The 25,063-nt window shown below is 68.4% G+C and carries 22 protein-coding genes; 12 read left to right on the top strand and 10 right to left on the bottom strand.

The window, feature by feature from the left end; all coding sequences use genetic code 11:
• Positions 1-39 precede the first annotated feature (39 nt).
• Genes ACGFH6_RS18865 through ACGFH6_RS18840 form a run of 6 tightly spaced genes read right to left on the bottom strand, consistent with a single transcriptional unit; the run spans position 40 to position 6,602 of the window.
• Entirely contained in the window at positions 40-525 is a 486-nt protein-coding gene (locus ACGFH6_RS18865; RefSeq protein ID WP_393385240.1) for a hypothetical protein, read from the bottom strand.
• A gap of 16 nt (positions 526-541) precedes the next feature.
• Positions 542-3,022 carry a GH116 family glycosyl-hydrolase gene (locus tag ACGFH6_RS18860; protein WP_393385238.1) on the bottom strand — a complete coding sequence of 827 codons (2,481 nt, stop codon included), beginning with the start codon at positions 3,020-3,022 and terminating at the stop codon, positions 542-544.
• Positions 3,006-3,638: a hypothetical protein gene (locus ACGFH6_RS18855; protein ID WP_393385236.1), complete on the bottom strand. Its 633-nt coding sequence runs from the start codon at positions 3,636-3,638 to the stop codon at positions 3,006-3,008. Before ACGFH6_RS18855 ends, ACGFH6_RS18860 begins: the two co-directional genes overlap by 17 nt.
• Positions 3,635-4,447, bottom strand: a complete 813-nt coding sequence (locus ACGFH6_RS18850) for a carbohydrate ABC transporter permease (protein WP_393385234.1) — start codon at positions 4,445-4,447, stop codon at positions 3,635-3,637. The genes ACGFH6_RS18855 and ACGFH6_RS18850 overlap by 4 nt, the downstream gene beginning before the upstream one ends.
• A complete protein-coding gene (locus ACGFH6_RS18845) occupies positions 4,444-5,310 on the bottom strand; it encodes a carbohydrate ABC transporter permease (protein ID WP_393385232.1) in 867 nt (288 codons plus the stop codon). Before ACGFH6_RS18845 ends, ACGFH6_RS18850 begins: the two co-directional genes overlap by 4 nt.
• Positions 5,307-6,602 (bottom strand): ABC transporter substrate-binding protein, encoded by a 1,296-nt coding sequence (locus ACGFH6_RS18840; RefSeq protein WP_393385230.1) that lies wholly within the window; start codon positions 6,600-6,602, stop codon positions 5,307-5,309. The genes ACGFH6_RS18845 and ACGFH6_RS18840 overlap by 4 nt, the downstream gene beginning before the upstream one ends.
• Before the next feature lie 300 nt (positions 6,603-6,902).
• Here ACGFH6_RS18840 and ACGFH6_RS18835 point away from each other — a divergent pair, with 300 nt between their 5' ends.
• The 3 genes from ACGFH6_RS18835 to ACGFH6_RS18825 all read left to right on the top strand — a co-directional run bounded on the left by ACGFH6_RS18835 (position 6,903) and on the right by ACGFH6_RS18825 (position 12,210).
• Positions 6,903-8,099 carry a hypothetical protein gene (locus ACGFH6_RS18835; RefSeq protein WP_393385228.1) on the top strand — a complete coding sequence of 399 codons (1,197 nt, stop codon included), beginning with the start codon at positions 6,903-6,905 and terminating at the stop codon, positions 8,097-8,099.
• A gap of 88 nt (positions 8,100-8,187) precedes the next feature.
• Positions 8,188-9,186, top strand: coding sequence for a hypothetical protein (locus ACGFH6_RS18830; RefSeq protein ID WP_393385227.1), 999 nt, complete (start codon positions 8,188-8,190; stop codon positions 9,184-9,186).
• A gap of 93 nt (positions 9,187-9,279) precedes the next feature.
• On the top strand, positions 9,280-12,210 hold the full coding sequence (locus tag ACGFH6_RS18825) for a M36 family metallopeptidase (RefSeq protein WP_393385225.1): 2,931 nt from the start codon (positions 9,280-9,282) through the stop codon (positions 12,208-12,210).
• A 57-nt stretch (positions 12,211-12,267) separates the two neighbouring features.
• Here ACGFH6_RS18825 and ACGFH6_RS18820 read toward each other — a convergent pair whose 3' ends face one another.
• Entirely contained in the window at positions 12,268-12,810 is a 543-nt protein-coding gene (locus ACGFH6_RS18820) for a helix-turn-helix transcriptional regulator (RefSeq protein ID WP_393385223.1), read from the bottom strand.
• Positions 12,811-12,926: 116 nt separating this feature from the next.
• On the opposite strand from ACGFH6_RS18820, the gene ACGFH6_RS18815 reads away from it, so the two are divergent.
• Together ACGFH6_RS18815 and ACGFH6_RS18810 are read left to right on the top strand one after the other, a co-directional pair.
• Positions 12,927-13,757 carry an SDR family NAD(P)-dependent oxidoreductase gene (locus ACGFH6_RS18815; protein ID WP_393385221.1) on the top strand — a complete coding sequence of 277 codons (831 nt, stop codon included), beginning with the start codon at positions 12,927-12,929 and terminating at the stop codon, positions 13,755-13,757.
• Entirely contained in the window at positions 13,754-14,584 is an 831-nt protein-coding gene (locus tag ACGFH6_RS18810; protein WP_393385219.1) for an SDR family NAD(P)-dependent oxidoreductase, read from the top strand. Before ACGFH6_RS18815 ends, ACGFH6_RS18810 begins: the two co-directional genes overlap by 4 nt.
• A 69-nt stretch (positions 14,585-14,653) precedes the next feature.
• Here ACGFH6_RS18810 and ACGFH6_RS18805 read toward each other — a convergent pair whose 3' ends face one another.
• Positions 14,654-15,661, bottom strand: a complete 1,008-nt coding sequence (locus ACGFH6_RS18805; protein WP_393385217.1) for a LacI family DNA-binding transcriptional regulator — start codon at positions 15,659-15,661, stop codon at positions 14,654-14,656.
• Positions 15,662-15,777: 116 nt separating this feature from the next.
• Between ACGFH6_RS18805 and ACGFH6_RS18800 the strand changes: the two genes are divergently transcribed.
• The 3 genes from ACGFH6_RS18800 to ACGFH6_RS18790 are packed head-to-tail and all read left to right on the top strand — an operon-like array spanning position 15,778 to position 18,162.
• Positions 15,778-16,695 carry an amidohydrolase family protein gene (locus ACGFH6_RS18800; RefSeq protein ID WP_393385215.1) on the top strand — a complete coding sequence of 306 codons (918 nt, stop codon included), beginning with the start codon at positions 15,778-15,780 and terminating at the stop codon, positions 16,693-16,695.
• Positions 16,692-17,255, top strand: coding sequence for a cysteine dioxygenase (locus ACGFH6_RS18795; RefSeq protein ID WP_393385213.1), 564 nt, complete (start codon positions 16,692-16,694; stop codon positions 17,253-17,255). Before ACGFH6_RS18800 ends, ACGFH6_RS18795 begins: the two co-directional genes overlap by 4 nt.
• A gap of 28 nt (positions 17,256-17,283) precedes the next feature.
• Positions 17,284-18,162: a GNAT family N-acetyltransferase gene (locus ACGFH6_RS18790; RefSeq protein WP_393385211.1), complete on the top strand. Its 879-nt coding sequence runs from the start codon at positions 17,284-17,286 to the stop codon at positions 18,160-18,162.
• A 61-nt stretch (positions 18,163-18,223) separates the two neighbouring features.
• Here the strand turns inward: ACGFH6_RS18790 and ACGFH6_RS18785 are convergent, their stop codons facing one another.
• Positions 18,224-19,336 carry a TIGR03118 family protein gene (locus tag ACGFH6_RS18785; protein ID WP_393385209.1) on the bottom strand — a complete coding sequence of 371 codons (1,113 nt, stop codon included), beginning with the start codon at positions 19,334-19,336 and terminating at the stop codon, positions 18,224-18,226.
• Between the two features lie 118 nt (positions 19,337-19,454).
• On the opposite strand from ACGFH6_RS18785, the gene ACGFH6_RS18780 reads away from it, so the two are divergent.
• Positions 19,455-19,850: a RidA family protein gene (locus tag ACGFH6_RS18780; protein ID WP_393385207.1), complete on the top strand. Its 396-nt coding sequence runs from the start codon at positions 19,455-19,457 to the stop codon at positions 19,848-19,850.
• A 438-nt stretch (positions 19,851-20,288) separates the two neighbouring features.
• Here ACGFH6_RS18780 and ACGFH6_RS18775 read toward each other — a convergent pair whose 3' ends face one another.
• Positions 20,289-20,912: a hypothetical protein gene (locus tag ACGFH6_RS18775; RefSeq protein ID WP_393385205.1), complete on the bottom strand. Its 624-nt coding sequence runs from the start codon at positions 20,910-20,912 to the stop codon at positions 20,289-20,291.
• A 305-nt stretch (positions 20,913-21,217) separates the two neighbouring features.
• On the opposite strand from ACGFH6_RS18775, the gene kdpF reads away from it, so the two are divergent.
• Genes kdpF through kdpB form a run of 3 tightly spaced genes read left to right on the top strand, consistent with a single transcriptional unit; the run spans position 21,218 to position 25,055 of the window.
• Positions 21,218-21,307 carry a K(+)-transporting ATPase subunit F gene (kdpF, locus tag ACGFH6_RS18770; protein ID WP_130442715.1) on the top strand — a complete coding sequence of 30 codons (90 nt, stop codon included), beginning with the start codon at positions 21,218-21,220 and terminating at the stop codon, positions 21,305-21,307.
• Positions 21,307-22,968, top strand: a complete 1,662-nt coding sequence (gene kdpA / locus ACGFH6_RS18765) for a potassium-transporting ATPase subunit KdpA (protein WP_393385203.1) — start codon at positions 21,307-21,309, stop codon at positions 22,966-22,968. Before kdpF ends, kdpA begins: the two co-directional genes overlap by 1 nt.
• 50 nt (positions 22,969-23,018) lie before the next feature.
• On the top strand, positions 23,019-25,055 hold the full coding sequence (gene kdpB, locus ACGFH6_RS18760) for a potassium-transporting ATPase subunit KdpB (RefSeq protein ID WP_393386717.1): 2,037 nt from the start codon (positions 23,019-23,021) through the stop codon (positions 25,053-25,055).
• Positions 25,056-25,063: the final 8 nt, after the last annotated feature.

Below are 25,063 nucleotides of genomic sequence, written 5' to 3'. Positions count from 1 at the left end.
CCCGGCCGTCCGGTGGCGTTGCCGGACGGCCGGTGCTCTTCATTCGCCGAGTACGGCGCGGTAGATGGCGGAGCTGTCCGCGTCCGGGCACTCCTGCTTCAACCGGAGGATGGTGAGGCGCTGCTCGGGTGTGCAGTCGCGGAGCCGGAGGGCAGCGGCGACGTGGGGACGGTCCACGACATGCAGCCAGAAGGTCAGGTCGATCTTCCAGGTGTCCGTGTGCAGGACTGCGTAGAAGCGCTCGTCGGTGATCGCGGAGGTCGGGCGGCGGTCGCCGCGCTCGTCGCGGAAGTCGACCGTCTGGAGGTCCGCTCGCTGGGCGAGCGTGGTGAGACCGGTCAGGACGGTCACCGCGGTGGCATCGGGGGCGTCGAACATGATGTCGAGGTCTCGGACGACCATGAGTCCGGAGAGCGCGCTGCCGATCAGCACCGGCGGCCACGGGAACGCGGTCTGCAGGTCGAGGCGCGAGAACAGTTGCTGAGCCTCGGCCTGTAGAGCCTGTGCGCGTTCGACGAGCGACATGGCTCGACGGTAGGGGTCAGGGCGTTGTGACCACCAAGGGTTTTCCGGGTGTGGCGGACTGGCCGACGGGTAGGGCGGTGCCGTCGACCTGGAGGGTGTGGACGTCGATGGTGCCGGTGTGGCAGGTGAGGGTGACGGTGGGGCCCGACTTCGTGGCTACACCCCAGCCGGTGGGGGTGACGAAGGGGGTGCTCCAGTCGCCCTTGGCGCGGGCGATGTCGAGCGGGGCGAAGGTCAGCGTGGCGGTGAGGGCGTTGTAGCGGTAGCCGGTGAGGGCTTCCAGGACGGACCAGCCGGCGGCGTTGCGGATGTAGTGGTCGCCGCACTCGATCGGGTTGAACGGGTTGCGGCGCGTGCCGTCGTACCGGTTCCACAGACCTTGGAGGATGCTGAGGCCCTCGTCGACGAGGCCTTCGTAGAGGCAGTGGGCGGCGACTTGGTACTCCGATCCGGTCCACACCTCATCGCAGTAACGGGTGGGTACGTCGGGACGCCCGCCGTGCGGCCAGGTGGCCATCAGGAGTCCTGTGTCGTCGCCGTCGGCGAACACGCGGTACGGGTGCTCGAAGTCGGCGAAGCCGGTGCGCAGGTTGTGCCGCAGTACGTTGCGCAGCGCGGTCTTCACGTGGTCCTTCGGCAGCAGGTAGCCCAGGTCGAGCTGGTGAGCCCACCACTGCCCGATCAGCTGATCGGCCAGGCACCCGTCGCCCCATTGGAAGTCCGGCTTCTCCTCCGGCGAGAGGATCTGCCGGTAGTACTCGCCGGTGTAGAGGAGTTCGTCGTACGCCTTGCTGCCGGCCTCGAAGAGCGTGCGGTACTCCTTCGCGTCCTCACCCAGCAGCAGCGCCATCTCCTCGGCCGCGCGCAGTGCGGCCAGCCACAGCGTGCCCATGAACGAGTTGACGCCACACAGGTCGATGTCGTGCGTGCTCGGCTGGATGCCACGCAGTACGCCGGTGCCGTCCGCGTCCCACTTGGTGCGGATGTGAGCGAGCAGTCGCTGGACGTTCGGCCAGCGGTCCCGCAGCCACTCGAGTCCTGCCCCGTGCCGCACCTCCCGGTACGTCTTCAGCACGTTGCCGAGCATGCCGTCGAGGGCCGGCTCCTCCGGACCGCCGATCGCCACGTCCCACAGTTGCCGGTGGTACGTCGGTGCAATCACCCGGTGCGGGATGTACCCCTCGGGTGCCTGCATCACGTCGTACTCCGTGTCCCGCATGTTCCGCTCCAGCGCCGGGAACAGTCTGGACAGCGTCTGCTCGTAGTTCCAGACGTGGGTGCAGTTGAGCGGGCAGGAGCCGCCGTACCGGCCGCCCCACATCACCGTGGACGCGCCGAGCACGCCCTCGAAGCCGAGCACGGTTCCCTCGGCGGTCTGGAAGACAGTGGGGCTGCGTACGTCGGCAGCCAGCGCAGCGAGCCGTGATCCTGCCTCACCAGGCAGTGTGCTCGTCTCGAAGGCGTCGGCCCAGGCAGTACTGAGTGCCTGCAACGATGTCCAGCGTGCGATGAACGACTCGGCCACGGCGACGGCGTCCGGCGTACGACGGGTGTACGCGTTGCCGAGCCAGAAGCGGCTGTGGCCGTAGTCGTGCCGCGGTCCGAACTGGTTGAAGTCGACATATCGGTTCGGGAAGTGCCACGCGATCAGGAACCGAACCTGCGTCGTCTCACCCGGGTCGAGGTGGAACGGCACGGCCAGTCCGCCGTTCCACGTCGTCCCGGGCGCACTGGCCCCGCTGACCGGCGTCGCGGGACCGTTGAGGAAGGCAACGAATTCCCCGGGCCGGGACCACTGTGCGCAGGTCAGCGCGTCGGCGCCGTCGGTGGTGAGCACCAGTTGTCCCGCGCCGGGGTGGTCCGCGGGCAGCGTGGTGTTCTCCATGACCAGCGAGGTCCAGTCGTCGTGCCGCCGGACCCGGTTGGTGTTGCCGCCGTACAGGCTGTTGGCGACACCGTCGATCGGCGTGACGCCGTCCCAGCCGACCGAGTTCTGCAAGGCACCGGCGAGCTTGCCGTGCACTGCGATGGCTCCGGGGTTGCGCAGCGTGAACGTGAACGCGGCCACGGGCTGAGAGCTCGCCTCGGCGTCCGACGGCACCAGTGGGTTGAACACGTCCATGCTGACGGAGATCGGTAGGTCGGTGTCGAAGTCGACACGTGCGCCGGGGTAGGTGGCGGTGACCGTCGGCTCGCCGAACGGCCGGAGCGACTCCTGCAGCCGGGCCTCGCCCGCCGGTACGACGTCGTCGGTGACCAACGGGGTGCCGGAAGGACTCGACGAAGGCCCTTGCAGCACACGGATCTCGTCCACTGGCGGCTCGACCCGCGAGAGCCGCAGCGCGAAGAAGCTGTCCGGGACATGTCCCTCGTGGTTACCGATGTTGTGCAGCTGCCACTGCCGCAGCGCACCGTTGCCGGCCAGGGCGAGCGTGCCGGTGCCCAGACCGCCCAAGGGCAGTGCGAAGTGCCGAAGTTCGTCACCGGTGTAGCGCATGATTCTCCGTCCATGTACCTGCGGAGGCGAACAACGCCACCGGGCCGGGGGCAAGCAGAAGCAGTGAGGCGGTCACCGACGTACCGAGCAGCAGCGCGACAAAAGCCAGTGCGAGAACGCCGAGCGGGACAAGTGGTGCACGAGCGACCAGGCTCAGGGCGGTGAACCACAACGCCTTGCCTCGCAGCCGACCGGTGACGCGGAGGCTGAACGCGTAGCACGAGGCAAGCACGGCGAGGACGGTCGCACAACCGCTGACGGCCAAGGGGATCGCGAAGATCGGACCGTTGTAGAGCTGTCGGTTCAGCAGCGCAAGGGCGCCGACGGCGGCCGGGACCAGTCCGATCTCGAGACCCGCGGCGGCGTGGTGCTTCAGGTTGCGCAGTAGGAAGAGCACTCCGCCGCGGCCGTCCCGGACCACTGAGTCGGCAGTCGCTACGACCGCCGCCCAGACCGGTCCGACCAGCACCGCGCCAAGCAGCACGCTGACCGGTGAGAGCCCAGGCATCAGCAGCACCACGAGCCCGGACGCCGTACAGACCATGACTCCGGCGGCCGTGATGAAAGGCAGTTCGTGCCAGAGGGCGCGGAGTGCGGCAGGTAGGTGGTCGGTCATGCGCGCAGGCCGGTGGTCGCGATGGAGGCGATGAACGAGCGCTGGAAGATCAGGAACAGCACGAGGATCGGCAGCACCACCAAAGTGATGGCCGCGAACAGCACCACGGCCGGGCCGCCGCCCATCGCGCCCTGCAGCGAGACGAGGCCGACCGGCAGCGTCATCTTCTCCGGTGACGACAGGAAGATGTACGGCCAGAAGAAGTTGTTCCAGGACGCCTCGAAGACGAAGATCCCGAGCGCGGTCAGGCCCGGCCGGGCCAGTGGCAGGATCACCCGGAACAGGATCCAGAAGTGGCTCGCGCCGTCCATGATCGCGGCCTCGTCCAGCTCGCGGGGGATCGACGCGATGTACTGCCGCAGGAAGAAGATCCCGAACACGTTCACCAACGCCGGCAGCCAGATCGCCACCGCCGTGTCGACCAGGTGCAACCAGCGCATCATGATGAAGATCGGTACGACGGTCAGCTGCACCGGTACGACGAGCGCCGCCAGCAGGACCGAGAAGATCTGGTCCCGGCCCGGGAACCGCAACCGCGAGAAGGCGTACGCGGCCAGCGCACTGGTCAGCAGTGCACCGGCGGTCGTGATCACCGCGATCTGCAGGCTGTTCCAGGCCATCCGCGCGAACGGGATCAGCTCCGGCACCTGCTGGAAGTTCTGCAGTGTCGGCGGGTGCGGGATCCACTGCGGCGGCAACTGGAACGCGTTGATCGGTTCGGCCAGTGCGGTGACGATCAGCCAGACCAGCGGCGCGATCATCAGCAGCCCGCCGAGCACCAGGACGAGGTCGAGCAGCCGGCCCTTCACAGGTGCACCCACCGGCGGCTGAGCCGGAACTGGAGCCCGGTGACGATCATGATCACCACGAACAGCACCAGCGAGAGGGCGGCGGCGTACCCGATCTCGAAGGACTGGAAGCCCTTCTCGTAGGTGTACTGCACGATGCTGCGGGTCGCGCCGTCCGGGCCGCCCTGCGTCATGATCACCATCGGGTCGAAGATCTGGAACGCGCCGATGAACGTGATCACGGTGGCGAAGAAGATCGTCGGCGACATCACCGGCAGCGTCACGCTCCAGAACCGCCACCACGCGTTCGCGCCGTCCACCCGGGCAGCCTCGTGCAGCTGGGCCGGCACGGTCTGCAGGCCGGCCAGCAGGATGATGAACGTGTAGCCGATGGTGTGCCACCAGTCGACCACGATCAGCGTCGGCAGCGCCCAGGTCGGCGACGCCAGCCAGTTGGTCGTCGCCGAGAGGTAGTGGTTCGCCAGACCGAAGGTCGGATCCAGTACGTACTTCCAGATCAGCGCGACCGCGGCCCACGAGACCAGGAACGGGAAGAAGAACGCCGTCCGGACGAAGTACTTCGTTCCGCGGGTCATGGTGCGGTGGACGCCGAGCGCGAGCAGCATGCCGATGCCGATGTGCGTGATCACCGAGGAGATCGCGAACACGAACGTGTTGACCACGGCCCGGATCGTCGCACCGTCGGTGACGAGCTGGCGGAAGTTGTCCAGCCCGGCGAATTCCGGCGTACTGAGCAGATCCCAATGGAACAAGCTCAAACCGAACGCGGCGACCAGGGGCGCGGCGACGAAGACGAGAAAGAGCAGTACGGCGGGACTGATGAACAGATAGCCCGGCAACCAGTCTCGCCGCTGAGGTTTCAAACGAGTCCTTCGAGCGCGGTCTGCGCCTTGCCGAGCGCGTCGGCCGGCGACGCGTTGCCGGTCAGCACCTGCTTCCAGCCGTCCTCGACCGCCTTCTGCACCGCGGCGCCCTTGTCCGGCGACGGGATCGGGGTGGCGTAGCTGAGCGCCTGGTAGAGGTACTCCGTCCCCTTCGGCGCGTCGGTGAGGAAGGACTGGCTGTTCGCGATCGACTTGCGAGCCGGGACGATGGTGCCGCCGAGTTGCGCGAAGAACGACGAGCCCTCGGTGGAGATGAGGAACTTGATGAAGGTCCAGGCGTCGTCCTTCTTCTTCGACGCCTTCATGATCGGGTAGCCGTTCCAGCCCACCGGTGAGCCCTGCTCGACCTTGGTCGGCCAGGGCACGATGCCCATCTTCGCGGTCGCCTTCAGGTTGCGGATGCTGATGATCGGCCAGCGCCCGCCGCCGAACATCGCCAGCTTGCCCTGCGCCGCCGCGGTCGTCGCGTCGAACGTCCCACCGGGCGGCGGTGACAGCTTGTCGGCGACCAGGGCCCGGTTGAACTCGGCCGCTTCGATCGCCTTCGCGTCGTTGTACGTCGGCTTGGACCAGTCGTCACTGAAGCTGCTCGTCCCGTTGGTGAGCAGCCACGGCATGATCGCCGCGAAGTACTCCGGGCCCGCGGCGTACCCGAACGCGCCGGTCTTCGCCTTGATCTGCTCACACGCGTGCCGGAAGTCGTCCCAGGTCCACTTCGCCGTCGGCTCGGGTACGCCGGCCTTCGCGAACAGGTCCTTGGAGTACCACATGCACATCGTGTTGAACTCGCCCGGCAGGTAGTAGGTCTTGCCGTCGGTGGAGCTGTACTTCTTGTTCCACTCGATCAGGTTCGGGTCCATGTCGGCGTAGTACTCGTCGATCGTCGACTTGTCCTTGGTGATGTAGTCGTCGAGCGGCGCGAGCAGGCCCTTGGACGCGAACAGCCGCTGGCCCTCGGTGGCCACCTGGATCACGTCCGGCACCTGGCCGCCGGCCAGCCGGGTCGAGAGCTTGTTGAAGAAGTCGCCCCAGTTCGACAGCGGGATGCCCTCGGCCTTGAGCTTGATCTCGGGGTGCTTCTCGCTGAACTTCGCGAACAGCTTGTTCCAGGTGGCCTGCTGTTCGGCCGTCCCCATGTAGACGAACGACAGCTCCTTGGTGCTCGATCCACCGCCGCCGTCACTTCCTCCGCAGCCGGCCAGCGCGGCGGCGAGCGCCGTACCGCCGGTCGTCTGGAGGAAACGTCGCCGGCTGAGCAGGGACTGGTCCATCGGAACGCCTCCTGGGGCGGGAAATCGATTTCTCGACAGCATAGGCCCGACGGCCGAAACCGTGTCAAGGCCGGGTCGCGGAAAAGTCAGGGGGAATCCTTCACCGCCGTCCGGCCGCGGAACTTCGCGTCAGGACAGGGAAAACCGCGCGGCCCGCCGGTCAACCCATGACATTTGTCGTGGGTCCGATCGCTGGTCCGCGGTCCCTGCCCGGGCAGACGATTCCGGAACCAACCCATGCCGGTCTCCGCCCCGCCGAACGGGTCCGGGGCGGAGGCCTGCCCAGCTCGAGGAGTTCTGTTGAGGCAACGGATTCTCGTGTCCGCCCTGGGCGCCGGCGCACTGGCCGTCGCAGGGCTGACAGCACAGGGGGCCGTCGCGGCCCCGACCCCGTACACCGTCGGAAAGCATGCCGCCAAGGTCTGCTCGGCCACCAAGGCCAAGCACACCGCGAGCTGCCACGCGATCAAGCTGGTCGACGCCGTGGGCGTGGCACCGGCCTCCGCGACACCCCCGTCGACCGGACTCACGCCGTCCGGTCTGCGCGACGCGTACAAGCTCAACGGCCTGAGCGCCGGCGGGCGCACGGTCGCGATCGTGGACGCCTACGGCTACCCGAACCTGGAGCGCGACCTCGGCGTCTATCGATCCCAGTTCGGGCTGTCCGCGTGTACGACGGCCAACGGCTGTCTGCGGGTCATCGACCAGAACGGCGGCACATCGTTGCCGCGGTTCAACGCCGGCTGGGCCGGTGAACAGGCGCTCGACGTCGATGCGGTGTCGGCCGCCGCGCCCGACGCGAAGATCGTGGTGGTCCAGGCCAAGTCGGCCGGCTTCGCCGACCTCGGTGCGGCCGTGGTGACCGCGTCCAAGCAGCCCGGGGTCGTTGCCATCTCGAACAGCTACGGCGGTGGCGACGCGTCCGACGCCACCTACGGCACGTACTACAACCACCCGGGCATCGCCGTCACCGCATCCACCGGTGACGATGGCTACCAGGGCGGCAGCTACCCGGCGTCCTCGTCGTACACGACGGCCGTCGGGGGTACGTCGCTTGTTGCCGCCAGCAACGCACGGGGCTGGAGCGAGACCGTGTGGAGCGGTGCCGGCTCCGGCTGCTCGACGTACAACACCGCGCTGAGTGGCGCGGCGTCGTTCAACACCGGGTGCTCGAAGCGGGCGATGGCCGACGTCTCCGCTGCCGCCGACCCGGGCAAGGGTGGCATGGCGATCTACTACCCGACCAGCAAGACGGCGTCGACCTGGGCGCAGTTCGGTGGCACGAGTGAGGCTGCTCCGATCATCGCGGCGGTCTACGCGCTGTCCGGCAACACCAGCGGCTACGCGAACGCGCTGCCGTACGCTCACCCCGGCTCGCTGTTCGACGTGACAAGCGGCAGCAACGGCAGTTGCCCGACGACCCAGTGGTGCAACGCCCGCACCGGCTGGGACGGCCCGACCGGTCTCGGTACGCCGAACGGCGCCGGCGCCTTCTGATCGAACGAGCGGGGGTGGACTCAGGTCCACCCCCGCTCGTGGGGCTGACGCTCCTGACCCCACACCGCGCGGTGCCGAGGATCGAGATATGACGATCCTTACCGCCCGCCGGGACGCCGTACCCACCCTTCCGGACTCATCGACGCGGCTGCATCGGCCGTTGCTCTGGGTCGCGATCGCACTCGCCGCACTGGTTCCGGTCACGATCGGCGGTGCGCTGCTCGACGACCGGATCCTGCTCGGTCATCCGATCTGGATGAAGCCGCTGAAGTTCGCGATCAGCCTGGCGCTGTACTGCGGCACGCTGGCCTGGATGCTGACACTGCAGAAGCGGGCCCGGCGGCTCGGCTGGTGGATGGGCACGATCGTTGCCGTCGGCGTCGCGGCCGAGATGGTCCTCATCATCGGACAGGTCGTGGTCCGCGGCCGGCAACTGCACTTCAACGTGTCGACACCGGCCGACCAGTTGATCCACAACATCATGGCGAGCACGATCTATCTGGTCTGGGCCGCGGTCCTGGTGATCGCGATCCAGTTGCTGTTCGACAAGCCCGGCGACCGGGCGTTGCGCTGGAGCATCCGGCTCGCCCTCGGTACGACGCTGGCCGGCATGCTGCTCGGCAATCTGATGTTCCGCGTCACCCCCGCACAGCAACGCGAAGCGGCCGCGGCCGGTCAGCAGTTGCACCTCGGTTCGCACGGCGTCGGCGTCGGCGACGGCGGCCCTGGGCTGCCGATCACCGGATGGAGCACGCAAGGTGGCGATCTGAGGATCGGCCACTTCCTCGGCGTGCACGCACTGCAGGCGATCCCGTTGGTTGCCCTGGGCCTCGTTCTGCTCGCCCGCCGCTTTCCGGCGCTGCGTCCCGAGGGTGCCCGTACCGCCCTCGTCGCGGTCGCCGCGGCGTCGTACGCCGGCCTGATCTGGCTAGTCACCTGGCAGGCCGAACGCGGCGAATCGATCGCCCACCCCGGCGGCGCGACACTCACCGCAACCGGTTGCTGGCTGGGTGCGATGATTTCACTGTCGCTCCTAGTACTGTTCCGTGCACGAAGGACAACCCTCGTCTCCTCGCGAATCCGGTGAAATCTCTTCCCCGGACTGTCCGCCAGGCTTAAGGTCAGGCGCGGACGGATCGTGGAGGGCGACCCGCGCAGACACTTTTGATGGAGCGTTTCTGTGACCACATCACGCAGACGGCGGGGGCTCTTGGCAGTCACCGCGGTCTCCGCCGCCACTGTGCTGGCCGTGACCGCCGCCGGCGGCGCCACGGCCGCGCAGACGGCCGGCCCCAACGAGGGCAAGGGCAAGGCCGCCCAGGCCGAGAACACCAAGAGCAAGGAGCGGAAGGGCAACTACGACGCCCGGACCCCGAACGCCAAGACCACCACCACCCGCTCCGCCAAGGTCGCGGCCCAGGAGTCGGCGGCGTCGGAGAAGTTCCGGAACTCGCTCGGCACCCAGGGTGTCGTCGAGCTGGACCCGAACACCGGGACCCCGGCCCAGGTCTCCAAGCTGAACGGCTTCCTGACCGGCAAGAGCGCGAAGAAGGCGACCGACGTCGCGCTGGGCTACGTGAAGGCGCACCCCGAGGTCTTCAAGCTCACCGCCGCGGACCTCGGCACGCTCAAGCTCCGCAAGGACTACGTCGACGACCTCGGTACCCACCACATCTCGTGGGTCCAGACGGTCGACGGTGTCGAGGTGTTCGGCAACGGCCTGAAGGCCAACGTCACCAAGCACGGCGAGCTGATCTCGCTGATGGGTTCGCCGGTCGCCGGACTGGCCACCCAGGCTCAGGCCCGGTCCGCCGCGGCCGCGCCGAAGGTGTCCGCCGCCGCGGCCCGCACCGCCGCTGCCAAGGACATCGGTGGTACGGCGCAGTCCGCGACCGCGAAGTCCGCCGGTACGGCGACAACGTGGAGCAACGGCGACACCGCCAAGCAGGTGTGGTTCCACACCGCCGACGGGCTGCGCAAGGGCTGGCTGACCTACGTCAACGCCGGCGGCATGAAGATCTACAGCCACGTCATCGACGCCCAGACCGGCGCCCTGCTCTACCGCAAGGACCTAGTCAGCGAGGGCAACGGCGACGCGCTGGTGCAGGACAACTACCCGGGCGCCGCGAAGGGCGGCACGCAGCGGGTCGAGAACCTGATCTTCAACAAGTGGCTGCCGAAGAACGCGAAGACCCTGCTCGAGGGTACGTCGGTGGCCGCCTGGGCCGACGTGAACGACGACAACCGGCCGAACACCGGTGAGACGGTCAAGGTGCCGGGCACCAAGACCGGCGCCGAGTACAAGCTGGTGCCCTTCCAGAACAACTCCTCCTCGCTCTGCTCCGCGTCGTTCATCTGCACCTGGGACCCGGCCAAGCCGGACTCCTGGAAGACGAACATGAACCAGGACGTCACGAACGCGTTCTACCTGGCCAGCAACTTCCACGACTGGCTGGCCAAGCCGCCGATCAGCTTCACCCCGGCGGCCGGTTCGTTCGACGCCGCGGGCGGCGACCCGGTCCTCCTGAACGCGCTGGACGGCGCGGCGACCGCTGCCAACGGCGGACCCGACGCGAACCACATCGACAACGCGAACATGTCGACCCCGCCGGACGGCACCCCGCCGACCATGCAGATGTACCTGTGGCACTTCCCGGGGACGACGGACGCGCAGGACCCGTTCGTGCCGGCCAGCGGTGCGAACGACGCGAGCGTGCTGTACCACGAGTACACCCACGGTCTGTCCAACCGCCTGGTCGTCGACGCCACCGGCAACTCGACGCTGAACAGCATCCAGGCCGGCTCGATGGGCGAGGCGTGGAGCGACTTCTACGCGATGGACTACCTGGTCTCGCACGGTCTGGAGAAGGACACCACCGCTCCCGGTGAGGTCCTCGAGGGCAAGTACGTCGCGGCTGGTCAGCTGTTCCGCACCCAGGCGATCGACTGCCGGGTGAAGGCGGTCAGCCCGAACTGCATCCAGCCGGACGGCTCGAAGGGTGGCTACACCTACGGCGACTTCCCGACCATTGGTGGGACGCCCGAGGTGCACTCGTCCGGTGAGGTCTGGGCCCAGACGCTCTGGGACCTGCGGGAGCGCTTCGGCCGTAGCTACGCGGTCAGCCTGATCACCCGTGCGATGGAGCTGTCGCCGGCCGACCCGACGATGCTCGACATGCGCAACGCGATCGTGCAGGCCGACCTGGTCGCCAGCGGCGGCAAGAACGCCGACACCATCTGGACCGTCTTCGCCAACCGTGGCATGGGCTGGTACGCCGGTGTCGTCGACGGCGGCGACTCGTTCCCGGCGGAGGACTTCCACAAGCCGCCGACGGGCGCGACCACGACGCTCAGCGGCACGGTTCTGGACAAGGACACCGGTGCTCCGGTGGCCGGCGCGCTGGTGTACATCGGCGGTCACTCCTCCGGCTACGCCGGCGACTACGCCGCCTCGACCAACTCGAAGGGCGAGTACAAGATCACCGGTGTCGCGCCGGGGACCTACCCGAAGGTCGTCCTGTCGGCCCCGGGCTACGAGCTGCTGGTCCAGTCGGCGACGGTCGCCAAGAACGGCTCGAAGTCGAACTTCGCGCCGCGCCGCAACTGGGCCGCGTCGTCCGGTGGCGGTTCGGTGGTCGACTTCAACGGTCCGGACTTCACCCCGGACTGTGGCCCGGCGATGGCGATCGACAACGCGCAGGGCACCGGCTGGGGCAGCACCACCGGTGACGACGCCGGCACGCCGACCAACCAGATGATCGAGAAGCACATCGACATCAAGTTGTCCGGCAAGGTCAACGTCTCGGCGTTCAACGTCGACCCGTCGAACGTCTGTGGTGACCCCGGCAGCTCCTCGACCGGTGGCTACCGGATCGAGACGTCGGTCGACGGCACCACCTGGGCGGTCGCCCAGCAGGGCACCTTCACCGCGGACAACCGGGGCAAGTACAACCTGCTCACCCCGACCGGCAACGCGACCGGCGTCCAGTACGTCCGGTTCGTGATGACGAGCCCGCAGGTGCCGGACTTCGCGACCAACTGCCCGGACGGTGCGTTCGGCGGTTGCCAGTTCACCGACATGACCGAGATCCAGGTCTTCGGTACGAAGTAACCCGCACCACCCGCGAAGGCCGGTCGAGCATCCCGCTCGGCCGGCCTTCCGCCGTTCTCAGTGGTCCTTCGACGGCTTCGCGGGCGGGACCGTCTGGGCCCATTCGGCCCACTCGGCCAGAGCGGAGTACAGGCGGATGCCGGCTTCGACGGTGACCCGCATCGACTGGGTCTGCGGGCTGTAGCCGAAGTCGCCGCGGTCCTTGGCCGCCGCGTACTGGCGGTACTGCTCGGCCAGTTCGGAGTAGAACCGTGCCTCGGACTCGAGGTGGCGTTGCAGGTCGTCGGCGTCCATCAGCCAGAAGAACAGTGACCTGAGCAACGGCTGCAACCGCATGGTGTGGTCGACCTCGACCTCGGTCAGCCAGCGCTTGACCTCAGCCAGCCCGGCGTCGGTGATCCGGTACGCCTTCCGCCGGCGCGGTCCCTCGCTCTCGACCTCGACCAGGCCTTCGCCCGCGAGCTTGCCGAGCTCGGCGTAGATCTTCGGGTGCTGTGCCGGCCAGATCGAGCCCAGGACCTCGGTGAACCGCCGGGCCAGGTCGTACCCGCTGGCGGGCCCCTCGGCGAGCAGCCCGAGCAGCCCGTGCCGCAACGACATCGCGCGCCTCCTTCGGTCTCGTCGGAACATCTTGACATGTCCCCGGGGACATGTGCATGCTCTCATATGTCCCTAGGGACATGTCCTGAGGGCCATTTGATCGTGAGGGAGTCGGAATGTCTGACAGTCGTGCAGTACTCATCACCGGCTCGACCGGCGGCATCGGAGCGGCGACGGTCGCGTTGCTCCGTCGCCGCGGCTTCACCGTGTACGCCGGGGTGCGCGGGCGGGCCGGGTTCGGTGAGGGAATCCGGGAGGTCACGCTGGACGTGGCGGATCCGGAGAGTGTCGCGGCCGCAGCCAAGCAGGTGGCCGCGGAGGTCGGCGGCCTGCGGGCGGTGATCAACAACGCCGGAGTGATCGTGCAGGGACCGATCGAGCTGGTGCCGGCCGACGAATGGCGGCGGCAGTTCGAGGTGAACACGCTCGGCCCGGCCTCCGTCGTTCGCGAGTTCCTGCCGCTGGTCCGCGCCGGTGCGGGCCGGATCATCAACGTGAGTGCGCCGACCGGCCGGGTTGCGATGCCGCTGCTCGGTGCGCTGTCGGCCAGCAAGGCAGGACTGGAGGCGCTCTCGAACGCACTCCGACTCGAGCTCGCCGCGTGGAACATCCCGGTCGTGGTGGTCGAGCCAGGATCGACGGAATCCGCGATCTTCACCAAGGCAGGAGCGGCCGCGCAGGAGGCGCTGGAGCGAACGGACGGCGACCGGGTGGCGCTGTACGGCGCCCATCTGGCCGCCTACGAGAAGGCGAGCGCACGCTTCAAGCCCGGCCCAGCCGAGAAGGTTGCCGAGGTCATCGTTCGTGCGGTCGAGGCGCCGCGGCCGAAGCGTCGCTACACGGTCGGTGACGCACGCACGCTCGCGGCGGTCCTCACCAGGTTGCCGGTAGGACTCAGGGAGCGTGCGCTGAGCAGTGCCCTTGGGTTGAAGGGAATCAAGGCGTGAGCGTCGTCGTCCTGGTCGGTGCCACCTCGGGGCTGGGGCGGCGAGCGGCTGAGCAGTTGGCGGCCGATGGTCATCGGCTGTTCCTGGTCGGGCGCGACCCGGAACGCGCCACCGACCTGGCCAGGCGATTGCCAGAGGCGACTGTTGTCACCGCAGACATGTCGGTGCGGGCCGGCGTCGAACTGGCGACAGCGGCGATCACGGCCGGAACCGAGCGGATCGACGTACTGGTGAACAACGCCGGGGTGATGACGCCTACTCGTCAGGTCAGTGCCGAGGGCATCGAACTGAACCTCGCCGTCCATCACCTGGCGCCGTGGTCGACGACCGCGCTGTTGCTGCCGCTGCTTCCGCCGGGTGGCCGGATCGTGAACGTGAACTCCGAGGGGCATCGGTCGCCGATGCGCGGTGGCGCGGTCCGGATCGATCCGCGGCGGCTGGCGGACGGGCCGGCGGAGTTCGATCCGTTCCTCACCTACAGCAGGACGAAGTTGGCCAATCTCTTGTTCACGTACGAGTTGCAGCGCCGCCGACCGGACCTGAGTGTGGTCGCCGTACATCCGGGTGTGGTTCGGACGGATCTCGGGCGGCAGTTCCCGCGGCTGCAGGTCGCGGCCGTGCAGGCCTTCGCCCTGCCGGCGCGGCGCGGTGCCGAGCCGGTCGTGCAGTTGGCCGTCGGTCCCGAGGCGCCGACCGGGTACTACGACCGGTTCCGGCCGGTGCGGTCGTCGGCGATCTCGTACGACGAAGACCTGGCCCGACGGGTCTGGGCGGCAACCGAGGAACTACGGCCGCATGCCGCTGCCTTCCCACATCCTGGACGATGAACAGTAAGTGCAGTGAATTAGTCTAGTTTCGAGCGCGTGGAGATCGCAGTCGGCAGGTCGTCGCGTCGCTCAGGTGGGCGGCGCGGCGACCGAGCCGCGCTCGATCAGGGTCGGGGCCACCGTCGTCCGACGGACTCGGCGGTTGGTGTCGACCGCGGACGTGACGCGCGCGACGACGTCCGCGACCAGCTCCGCGAGCGGCCAGTGGAACGTGGACAGTGGCGGCGTGAGCAGCTGCGACATCGGCTGGTCGTCGTACCCGAGCAGGGACAGGTCCTCCGGGACGCGGAGGCCGAGCTCGCGGCTGGCGGCGTACACGCCGAAGGCCATCGAATCCGCCAGCGCGAGGATGCCGGTCGGTCGGTTGCTGCTGGTGAGCAGCTCGCGGGCGACCTCGGTCGCGCCGGCCAGGTCGTGCGGGCACTGCAGGATGCGGACCTTCAGCTTGAGGTTCACGCCGATGCGCTGAGCGATCTCCTCGGCCGGCCGCTCGACCTCGAACCGGCGGGTCGGGCTGAGGACCGCGACGCGTCGGTGGCCGGCCTCCGCGAGCCGGCCGAGCGCGATGCTGACGCCGGTCTCGTTGTCGAACACCACCTCGGACTTCGCCTTCGCGCCGGGCAGTGCGTCGCCGATCGCGATCACGGGCGCCTGCTGCGCGATCGCGGCCCAGCCCTTGGCGGCCGGGTTGATCGGGATCACCACGATCGCGTCGGCGCGGTGGTCGACCAGATGCTGGGCGAGCTCGAGCTGGCGGTCCGCGTCGCCGGCCGAGTCGATGATCCAGGCGTTCCGGTCCGGGGCGAGCAGCTCCCGGCCGAGCGCGGCGGCGAGCCGTTGCTGCCAGAGGTCCTCGAGCGACGCGCACAGTACGCCGATCGAACCGCTCCGGCCGGACGCGAGCGCCCGCGCCACCGGGTCGGCCTGGTAGCCGAGTCGGTCGGCGGCGTCCTGGACCCGCTGTCTGGTCTCGGGAGTGCCGTGCAGGCCGCGCAGCGCGTAGGACACGGCCGCCATCGACAGGCCGGTCTCCGCGGCGATGTCCTTGAGGGTTGGCCTGCGGCCGGTTCCGGACATGATCAGCACCCTAGACCGCCCCGCGGACAGAAACTTGACAAGTCTCGCATTGAAGCGCTTCACTCTAAGAATCCTGAAGCGCTTCAATCTGATCAAACCGCCGGGAGGAGGAGCCGATGATCGACGTCCATCAGCACCTCTGGCCGGCCGAGTTCGTCGACCGGCTCCGGGCCCGCTCCGAGCCGCCGTACCTCGACGGCTGGACGCTGCACACCGCGACCGAAGCGCCGTACGAGGTCGATCCGGCCGCGCACGCGGTGGACAAGCGGGTCGCCCTCGAGCAGGACGCCGGTACGACGCTCGCGGCGGTGTCGCTGTCGAGTCCGCTCGGCATCGAGCAGCTCCGCGACAACGCGCTACTCGATGCGTGGCATGCGGGTGCGGCCGCGCTGCCGGAGCCTTTCAAGGCTTGGGCTTCGGTGAGTTTGATCAAGCCTGACGTCGACGGCCTCGGCGTACTACTGGCCGACGGTTTCCTCGGACTGCAGTTGCCGGCGCATGTACTCGCGACGCCGGCCGGGTGGGCCGAGGTCAGCGAGTTGCTCGCTGTCGCCGAGCAGTCGGACAAGCCGATCCTGGTCCACCCGGGCACGGCCCGGACCGACTGCGAGGTGCCCGGGTGGTGGGCGCCCGTCGTCGACTACGCCGGCCAACTCCAGGCCGCATGGTGGGCCTGGCACGCGTACGGCGGCCGCCACCAGCACCCGCGACTGCGGTTGTGCTTCGTGGCTGCGGCCGGACTGGCTCCTGTGCACCACGAACGGCTGGCCGCCCGCGGCGGCCGGCTCGGCACCATCGACCCCAACCTGTACGTCGACACCTCGAGCTACGGCCCGCAGGGGATCGACGCGGTCGCGCGGGTCCTCGGCATCGACCAGGTCGTGCACGGCACCGACCGGCCGTACGCCGGGATCACCGACCTCCGCCAAGGCGACGCCGCGACCGCGGTGATCCGCCACGCCAACCCACACCGGCTCCTGTACGGCGTCAACCCCGGGGCCGGGCAACCATCTCCTGAGAGGGGAGTGCAGTGACTGCTCAGCCGATCACCGACGTTCCGAACGTCCCGGCGCGCCAGCCCAGCCGGCTAGTGGATCTCAACAACTGTCTGTCGCTGGACAACCTTCCGGGCCGCGACCTGGACGCCGCCGAACTGTCCGAGCTGGCCGCGTCGGTTGCCGCGCAGCCGCACCTGTGGGAGGACAAGGTCGCCTACAGCGACGAGGAGCGGGTGTTCGCCTCCCTGCATCGGGACGCGAACGTCGACGTCTGGCTGATCTGCTGGACGCCGGTCAACGACACCGGTTGGCACGACCACGACGTCTCGTCTGGCGCGGTCGCGGTGGCGAAGGGCACGCTGGTCGAGCACAACCTGGCGATCGGCACCGACTCGGTCGAGACCGAGGTGACGGCCGGCGACGTCTACGGCTTCGGCCCGGACCACATCCACCGCCTGACCGGGCTGGACAAGGGCAGCATCACCGTTCACGCCTACAGTCCGCCGCTGTGGCGCATGGGCCAGTACTCGGTCAAGGACGGCGTACTCCGCCGCATCTCCGTGTCCTACGCCGACGAACTCCGCCCGCTCGACTGAGCCCCCATTCTCTGACTAAAGTCAGAGAATGGAGATCGCCGCGGTCAGAAGGTTCAACCGGATCGTCACCGAGCGCGTCGGCGCGCTCAACGACGCCTACCTGTCCCGGGACCGTCCGCTCGGGCAGGCCCGGGTGTTGTGGGAGATCGGCGCGGACGGGTGCGACGTACGAGCGCTGCGGACGCGGCTCGGCCTCGACTCCGGGTACCTCAGCCGGTTGCTGCGGTCGCTCGAGGAGGACGGGCTGGTCCGGGTCGAGCAGAGCGGTGCGGACGCGCGCGTACGGATCGCACGGCTGACCAGGACGGGTGCGAAGGAGCGGCGGCTGCTGGACCGGCGGTCCGACGAGTTGGCCGGGTCGATCCTGGCACCGTTGAGTGAGCGCCAGCGCGATCGGCTCGTCGCCGCGATGGACGAGGTGTCACGGCTGCTGACCGCATCGATGGTCGACGTCGGCATCGTCGATCCGCGGCGGCCGGAGGCACAGCTGTGCCTGCGCTCGTACTTCGACGAGTTGGGCGAGCGCTTCGACAACGGGTTCGATCACGTGCGCAGCATTTCGGCGGAGGACGCCGAGCTGACGTTGCCGGCCGGCCTGCTGCTGGTCGCGACGCTGCATGCTGAGCCGATCGGCTGCGGTGCGTTGAAGCTGCACGGTGAGGAGCCCGCGGAGATCAAGCGGATGTGGGTTTCCCGCGATGCCCGCGGTCTGGGGCTCGGACGCCGGTTGCTCACCGAGCTCGAACGCGAGGCGGTCGCCCGCGGTGCGAACGTCGTACGGCTGGAGACCAACCGTGCTCTGACCGAGGCGATCGGGCTGTATCGCGCGTCGGGCTATCAGGAGGTGTCCGCGTTCAACGCGGAGCCGTACGCCCATCACTGGTTCGAGAAGTCGCTCAAGGCCTGAGAGGGCGTCTGAGAACCCTGAGTGTCCGGGGAGGCCCCGATCTCCCCGGACACCAGGTGGACTACGGCTTGCGGAGTACGCCGATCAGGCCGTGGGTCTCCTGGTCGAGACCCGCGGAGAACCAGAGGGCGTCGGTGCCGCCGATGGTCGCGGTGCCCTGGAGCAGAGCCCAGAGGCCGTCGATCACGAGCGTCTTGCCGGCCGGGGTGCGGACCTGGCCGTCGGACTTGTAGCGACCGTGCGACTTCGGCTGCAGGATGTTGATGCGGCCGTCGCCGAAGTTGCCGACCAGAAGCGTGCCGGCCGGCTGACCCCAGGCGGCCGGAGCCAGCGCGAGGCCCCACGGCGCGTTCAGCGAGTCGCGGGAAGCGACGCGGCTGACGAACTTGCCGTCCACCGTGTACTGGTCGACGAAGCCGAGCCCGCGGCCGGCGACGCTGCGGCCGGTCTTCGGGTCGGGCTTGGCGTAGGCGACGAAGATCTTCCCGTTCAGCGTCTGCACGTTGAAGGGCGCGTAACCCTTCGGCAGCGAGCGGTCACGGAACGCCCACCACGGCAACTTGACCGGGTTGAAGGCGTTGTCGAACACGTCGATCCGGCCCTGCGCGAAGTTGGCGGCGTACAGCTGGTCACCGGTGCTCGCCGTTGCGACGGCCAGCCCGGTGTAAGCGGCGCCCGGGGTGGTGGCGACGATCTGCGCCGCACCGATCGTCGGGCTGACCGGCGGACCCCAGGCGGCGATCTGGCCGGTCAGGGTCGCGAACATGAACCGGGCCGGAGCGCTGACGGTCCCGTTGCTGAGGACGAAGCCGGTGCCCGGGTTCGAGACCTGACCGGTCGGCAGCGGCACCGTCACCCGGACGGTGGGCACCTTGGTGATCGTGGTCGAGCCCGGCGCGGACGAGTAGAGCGTGGAGCTCGACGTCCCCTGGTTGGACACCCACAGCGGCGTCGTCGCGCCGAGTGAGAGGCCCCACGGGTTGACCAGGTCCGGGTCGGTCAACACTGCCTTGCCGGGGAGGTCGGAGGCGAGGTTCACCTGCTGTACGGCGAGATACGTCGAGGATGCGTGGTGGTCTTGATGCGCACTGGCGGTCGCTGGGGCGACCAGCGCGAGACCACCGATGAACGCGGTCGCAACAGCGAGTGGACGGCCCTTCGAGCGAAGCGACATGTCACTTTCCTGTCGGTTGAGGTGCGGAACACCATCGATACGGCCCGATGGGCTAGGCGGTTCAATCCGGCGCAGGGTAGACATGGGCAAGCAGCAACGTGGGAGGGGGAAGGAAACTGTGGCGGAGCTTGCGATCCAGCAGCTGAACCCGGCGATCCTGCCGCCGGCGACGGGGAACTACACGCACGGCGTGGTCGTCGGTGGGGCCGAGCGGACGGTGTTCGTCAGCGGTCAGGTGCCGTGGGGCAACGAGCACGGCCGAGTGCCGGAGAGTTTCGAGGCGCAGTGCCGGATGGTCTGGCGCAACGTGCTCTCGGTCCTCGCCGAGGCGGGCATGGGGGTGCTGAACCTGGTGAAGGTGACGACCTACCTGTCCGACCGGCAGTTCCGGGCGCTCAACTCGAAGATCCGCGAAGAGGTCCTCGGTCAGCACGCACCCGCGCTGACCGTGGTCATCTGCGACATCTACTCCGAGAACTGGCTCCTCGAGATCGACGCGATCGCGATGGGTTAGGCGTCCGACGGGGACACACGGACAGGAGGTGTCGAGCGATCGGCGCGTTGTCCAGGTGCTGCTGAGCGAGCCGAGTGCGTGGTCGGCAAGACACCTCCTGTCGAGCTGCACGTGCCCTACCGACCCGCCTCGCGCACCTCCCGGCTCAGCGCTCCGATCCGGCTCCGCGCATGGGCACCTCCCGTCTCTGCGCACCGGCCTGGGCCCTTCGCTCTGCCGGTCATTTCGACGGACAACCCTTGAAGTTGCCGGTTGTCAGCCCGGAATTTGGGGGTACAACCGGCGATTTCAGTGGATAACCCATGAAATGCTCAGTGGCGGGGGAGCGGCTGAGGTGCGAGGGGGCTCGGTGGGATCAACCTCAGGAGCGGGGGGCAGGTGGGTCGGGGGTGACGGTCCCGGCTGGTGCGCGGGACCGTCGGACCCGAAGGTGTTCGGCTAGGCCCAGGTCTCGGCGTGGGTGGCGACGCCGTTCGGCGCGATGAGCTCGGTGACGACGTCCTCGGCGTCGGCGTCCAGCGGCTCGAACGGAAGCTCGGGTACGACGTACGCGCGGGCGCCGGCGACCATCTCGATGCCCGGGAGCTCGAACCAGGCCTCGCCGACCTCGCGGCTGATCTCGTAGATCGCCTGCTCGGCCGAGTCCACCGGCTCGTCCTCGCCGCCGTCGTCCAGTTCGGCCGGGTGCCGTTCCTGCGCCGCCCGGCCGGCGTCGAGCAGGGCTTCCAGGTCGACCACGCGCAGGTCGAACCGCGACACCACGCTGATCACCTGATCCTGCTCGGCCTCTTCGTCGTCCTCGTCGTCGACCGAGTCCTCGAGCAGCAGCGGCGCCGTACCGGTGTGCTCGAAGACCGCGTCGTTCCAGCCCTCGACGAGTTCCTCGAGGGCGGCGTTCTGCTCGTAGAGCGCGGACTGCTCCTCGGTGCCGGTCATCGCGAGCAGGGCGTCGGTGTGGGCCTGGAGGCGCTCGGCCAGCCGGCGGCTCGCCTCGGCCAGCGCCTCCCGGGTCTGCGCGGAGAAGAACTGCTCTGCGGGGGCGGTGATGTCGACTTCAGTCACGTGCTGTTCTTTCCCTTGTCTGTGCGTGGGGCTGGAGCTGGGATTGCCAGGCGTAAGTATGCGGACAGAACGGCCACGGGCGAAGTCCGGTCCGGAATACGTTCCTGTGAGAAGCCTGTGAGAGCTGTGAGAGCGGGTGTGAGAGGCCTGCGAGAACACTCCTGAGCAGGCAACGAGCGGTGTGCAGTGGCTTCATGAGCACTTTAGCTGTGAGGCGGCGCCGTCATGTCTGACGTCATCTATCTCGCCGTCACCGTCGTCGTCTTCGCGGCCATCTGGTACGCGCTGCGTGGAGTGGAGAAGCTGTGAGCGCCGAGAACATCGCCGGCCTGGTGGTCGCCGCGGCCCTGGTCCTCTACCTGGTCGCCGCCCTGATCTTCCCCGAGAGGTTCTGATGTCCGACACTGCGGCCGGCCTGTTGCAGGTCGGCTTCCTCATCCTGTGCCTGGCGGCTGTGTACCGGCCGCTGGGTGGCTACATGGCCCGGGTCTACTCGTCCGACAAGGACCTGCGGATCGAGCGGGCGACGTACAAGATCTTCGGCGTCGACTCGAAGGCCGATCAGACCTGGGGCGTCTACGCCCGGTCGCTGATCGCGTTCTCCGCACTCAGCCTGATCCTGCTGTACCTCCTGCAGCGGCTGCAGAGCCACCTGCCACTGTCGCTCGGCCTGCCGAACGTGGAGTCGGGGCTGGCGTTCAACACCGCAGCCTCGTTCGTCGCGAACACGAACTGGCAGTCGTACTCGCCCGAGGTGACGATGGGCCACCTGGTCCAGTTCGCCGGCCTCGCGGTGCAGAACTTCCTGTCCGCGGCCGTCGGCATCGCCGTCGCGGTCGCCCTGATCCGCGGCTTCGCGCGAGCCAAGACCGACCGGCTCGGCAACTTCTGGGTCGACCTGACCCGGACCACGCTGCGGGTCCTGCTGCCGATCGCGATCCTGGGCACGCTGGTCCTGGTCGCGATGGGCGTCGTGCAGAACTTCTCCGGCGGCCACGAAGTGACGTCGGTGGTCGGCCAGGCCCAGACCATCCCGGGCGGCCCGGTGGCCAGCCAGGAGGTCATCAAGGAGCTGGGCACCAACGGCGGCGGCTTCTACAACGCCAACTCCGCGCACCCGTTCGAGAACCCGAACGGTCTGTCGAACCTGTTCGAGATCTTCCTCGAACTCGTCATCCCGGTCGCCCTGACCCGGACCTTCGGCCTGATGATCAAGGACAAGCGGCAGGGCTACGCGATCCTCGGCGTGATGGCCACGCTCTGGGCCGCCTTCACCTTCTCGGCGACCTTCTTCGAGAACCAGGGCGCCGGTACGGCGACCCAGGCCGCGGGTGCCGCGATGGAGGGCAAGGAGACCCGCTTCGGCGAATGGGCCTCCGCACTCTTCGCCACCACGACCACCGGTACGTCGACCGGCGCGGTGAACTCGGCGCACGACTCGTTCACCCCACTCGGCGGCGGTACGACGCTGTTCCACATGATGCTCGGTGAAGTCTCACCGGGTGGTACCGGCACCGGTCTCTACGGCATGCTCATCCTCGCCGTCCTGGCCGTGTTCGTCGCCGGACTGATGGTCGGCCGGACGCCGGAGTACCTGAAGAAGAAGATCACCGCGCGCGAGATGAAGCTGGTCTCGCTGTACATCCTGACGACGCCGACCGTCGTACTCGTCGGTGCTTCCCTGGCGATGGGGCTGGCGGTCGCGCGGGCCTCGATCTTCAACACCGACAGTCCCCACGGGTTCTCCGAAGTGCTGTACGCGTTCACGTCGGCCGGTAACAACAACGGCAGCGCGTTCGGCGGTCTCAGCGCGAACATCCCGTTCTACAACACCGCCCTCGGGCTGGTGATGCTGCTCGGCCGGTTCGTCCCGATCGTGTTCGCGCTGGCGCTGGCCGGCTCGCTCGCCCAGCAGCAGCCGGTACCGGTGACCCAGGGCACCCTGCCCACCCACAAGGCCCTGTTCGTGACGCTGCTCGTCGGCACCGTCCTGATCGTGACCGGCCTGACGTATTTCCCCGCTCTGACTCTAGGACCCCTCGCGGAGGGACTGTGACCACGCTAGTGAAGACCCCTTCCCCGGGTGCCAAGAACGACACCGGGAAGGTGGAGAAGAAGGCACCGTCGGGTCTGTTCGACCCGAAGATGCTGCTGACCTCCCTGCCGGACGCGCTGCGCAAGCTCGACCCGCGGGTGATGGTGAAGAACCCGGTGATGTTCGTGGTCGAGGTGGGTGCGGTCGCGTCGACGATCTTCGCCTTCACCGACTCGAGCGTGTTCGTCTGGTGGGTCGTGGTGTGGCTCTGGCTGACCGTGATCTTCGCCAACCTGGCGGAGGCCGTCGCCGAGGGCCGGGGCAAGGCCCAGGCCGAGACGCTGCGCCGGGCCAAGACCGAGACCACCGCACGCCGGCTGCTCGGCGACCGCGAGGAGCAGGTCCCCGCGACCCAGCTCCAGCTCGGCGACCTGGTCGTCGTCGAGGCCGGTCAGATCATCCCCGGCGACGGCGACGTCGTCGAGGGTGTGGCGAGCGTCGACGAGTCGGCGATCACCGGTGAGTCGGCGCCGGTCATCCGCGAGTCCGGCGGTGACCGGAGTGCGGTCACCGGCGGCACCAAGGTGCTGTCGGACCGGATCGTCGTGAAGATCACCACCAAGCCCGGTGAGAGCTTCATCGACCGGATGATCGCGCTGGTCGAGGGTGCGTCGCGGCAGAAGACGCCGAACGAGATCGCCCTGAACATCCTGCTGGCGAGCCTGACCATCGTGTTCCTGGTCGCCACGGTCACGCTGCCGACGTTCGCGGCGTACGCGAAGACGGATCTGAGCATCGTCATCCTGGTGGCGCTGCTGGTCTGTCTGATCCCGACCACGATCGGCGCACTGCTGTCGGCGATCGGTATCGCCGGCATGGACCGGCTGGTGCAGCGCAACGTGCTGGCGATGTCGGGCCGCGCGGTCGAGGCCGCGGGTGACGTGAACACGCTGCTGCTGGACAAGACCGGCACCATCACGCTGGGCAACCGGCAGGCGTCGGAGTTCATCCCGGTCCAGGGCGTGACGGACACCGAGCTGGCCGATGCGGCCCAGCTGTCCAGCCTGGCCGACGAGACGCCGGAAGGACGGTCGATCGTCGTACTGGCGAAGACCGGCTACGGACTGCGCGAGCGGCACACCGGAGAGTTGCCGCACGCAACCTTCGTCGAGTTCACCGCGCAGACGCGGATGAGCGGTGTGGACGTGGACGGCCGGCAGGTCCGCAAGGGTGCGGCCGGTGCGGTGAACGCCTGGATCCACAGCCACGGCGGCAGTGCCGACCCGAAGCTGGGCGACATCGTCGACGGCATCTCCGCGTCCGGCGGTACGCCGCTGGTCGTGGCCGAGAGCGTGAACGGGACAGCCCGGGCGCTCGGGGTCATCCACCTCAAGGACGTGGTCAAGGAAGGCATGCGGGAGCGGTTCGACCAGATGCGCGCGATGGGCATCCGGACCGTGATGATCACCGGTGACAACCAGTTGACCGCGAAGGCGATCGCCGAGGAGGCCGGGGTCGACGACTTCCTGGCCGAGGCGACGCCCGAGGACAAGATGGCGCTGATCAAGAAGGAGCAGGAGGGTGGCCGGCTGGTCGCGATGACCGGTGACGGGACCAACGACGCCCCCGCGCTCGCCCAGGCCGACGTCGGCGTGGCGATGAACAGCGGGACGTCGGCGGCCAAGGAGGCCGGCAACATGGTCGACCTCGACTCCAACCCGACCAAGCTGATCGAGATCGTCGAGATCGGCAAGCAGTTGCTGATCACCCGTGGTTCGCTGACCACGTTCTCGATCGCCAACGACGTGGCGAAGTACTTCGCCATCCTGCCCGCGCTGTTCGCGGCGGCGTACCCGGGGCTGGACAAGCTGAACATCATGGGGCTGCACTCGCCGGAGTCGGCGATCGTGTCCGCCGTCGTGTTCAACGCGCTCGTCATCGTGGCGCTGGTCCCGCTGGCCCTGCGCGGCGTTCGCTACAAGCCGTCGTCGGCCTCGGCGATGCTGCGGCGCAACCTGCTGGTGTACGGCGTCGGCGGCCTGATCAGCCCGTTCATCGGTATCAAACTACTGGACCTGGTGATCTCGCTGATCCCCGGTCTGCGTTGAGAGGTAGT

The sequence above is a fragment of the Kribbella sp. NPDC049227 genome (assembly GCF_043197265.1).
Lineage (GTDB): Bacteria > Actinomycetota > Actinomycetes > Propionibacteriales > Kribbellaceae > Kribbella.
This window is presented reverse-complemented; position numbering and strand designations above follow the sequence as displayed.

Bases quoted from the DNA above. Each gene is read 5' to 3' on its own strand.
- ACGFH6_RS18855 (WP_393385236.1), bottom strand. From the start codon at position 3,638: ATGACCGACCACCTACCTGCCGCACTCCGCGCCCTCTGGCACGAACTG.
- ACGFH6_RS18840 (WP_393385230.1), bottom strand. From the start codon at position 6,602: ATGGACCAGTCCCTGCTCAGCCGGCGACGTTTCCTCCAGACGACCGGC.
- ACGFH6_RS18865 (WP_393385240.1), bottom strand. From the start codon at position 525: ATGTCGCTCGTCGAACGCGCACAGGCTCTACAGGCCGAGGCTCAGCAA.
- ACGFH6_RS18830 (WP_393385227.1), top strand. From the start codon at position 8,188: ATGACGATCCTTACCGCCCGCCGGGACGCCGTACCCACCCTTCCGGAC.
- ACGFH6_RS18785 (WP_393385209.1), bottom strand. From the start codon at position 19,336: ATGTCGCTTCGCTCGAAGGGCCGTCCACTCGCTGTTGCGACCGCGTTC.
- kdpA (WP_393385203.1), top strand. From the start codon at position 21,307: ATGTCCGACACTGCGGCCGGCCTGTTGCAGGTCGGCTTCCTCATCCTG.
- ACGFH6_RS18805 (WP_393385217.1), bottom strand. From the start codon at position 15,661: ATGTCCGGAACCGGCCGCAGGCCAACCCTCAAGGACATCGCCGCGGAG.
- ACGFH6_RS18815 (WP_393385221.1), top strand. From the start codon at position 12,927: ATGTCTGACAGTCGTGCAGTACTCATCACCGGCTCGACCGGCGGCATC.
- ACGFH6_RS18860 (WP_393385238.1), bottom strand. From the start codon at position 3,022: ATGCGCTACACCGGTGACGAACTTCGGCACTTCGCACTGCCCTTGGGC.
- ACGFH6_RS18790 (WP_393385211.1), top strand. From the start codon at position 17,284: ATGGAGATCGCCGCGGTCAGAAGGTTCAACCGGATCGTCACCGAGCGC.
- ACGFH6_RS18800 (WP_393385215.1), top strand. From the start codon at position 15,778: ATGATCGACGTCCATCAGCACCTCTGGCCGGCCGAGTTCGTCGACCGG.
- ACGFH6_RS18820 (WP_393385223.1), bottom strand. From the start codon at position 12,810: ATGTCGTTGCGGCACGGGCTGCTCGGGCTGCTCGCCGAGGGGCCCGCC.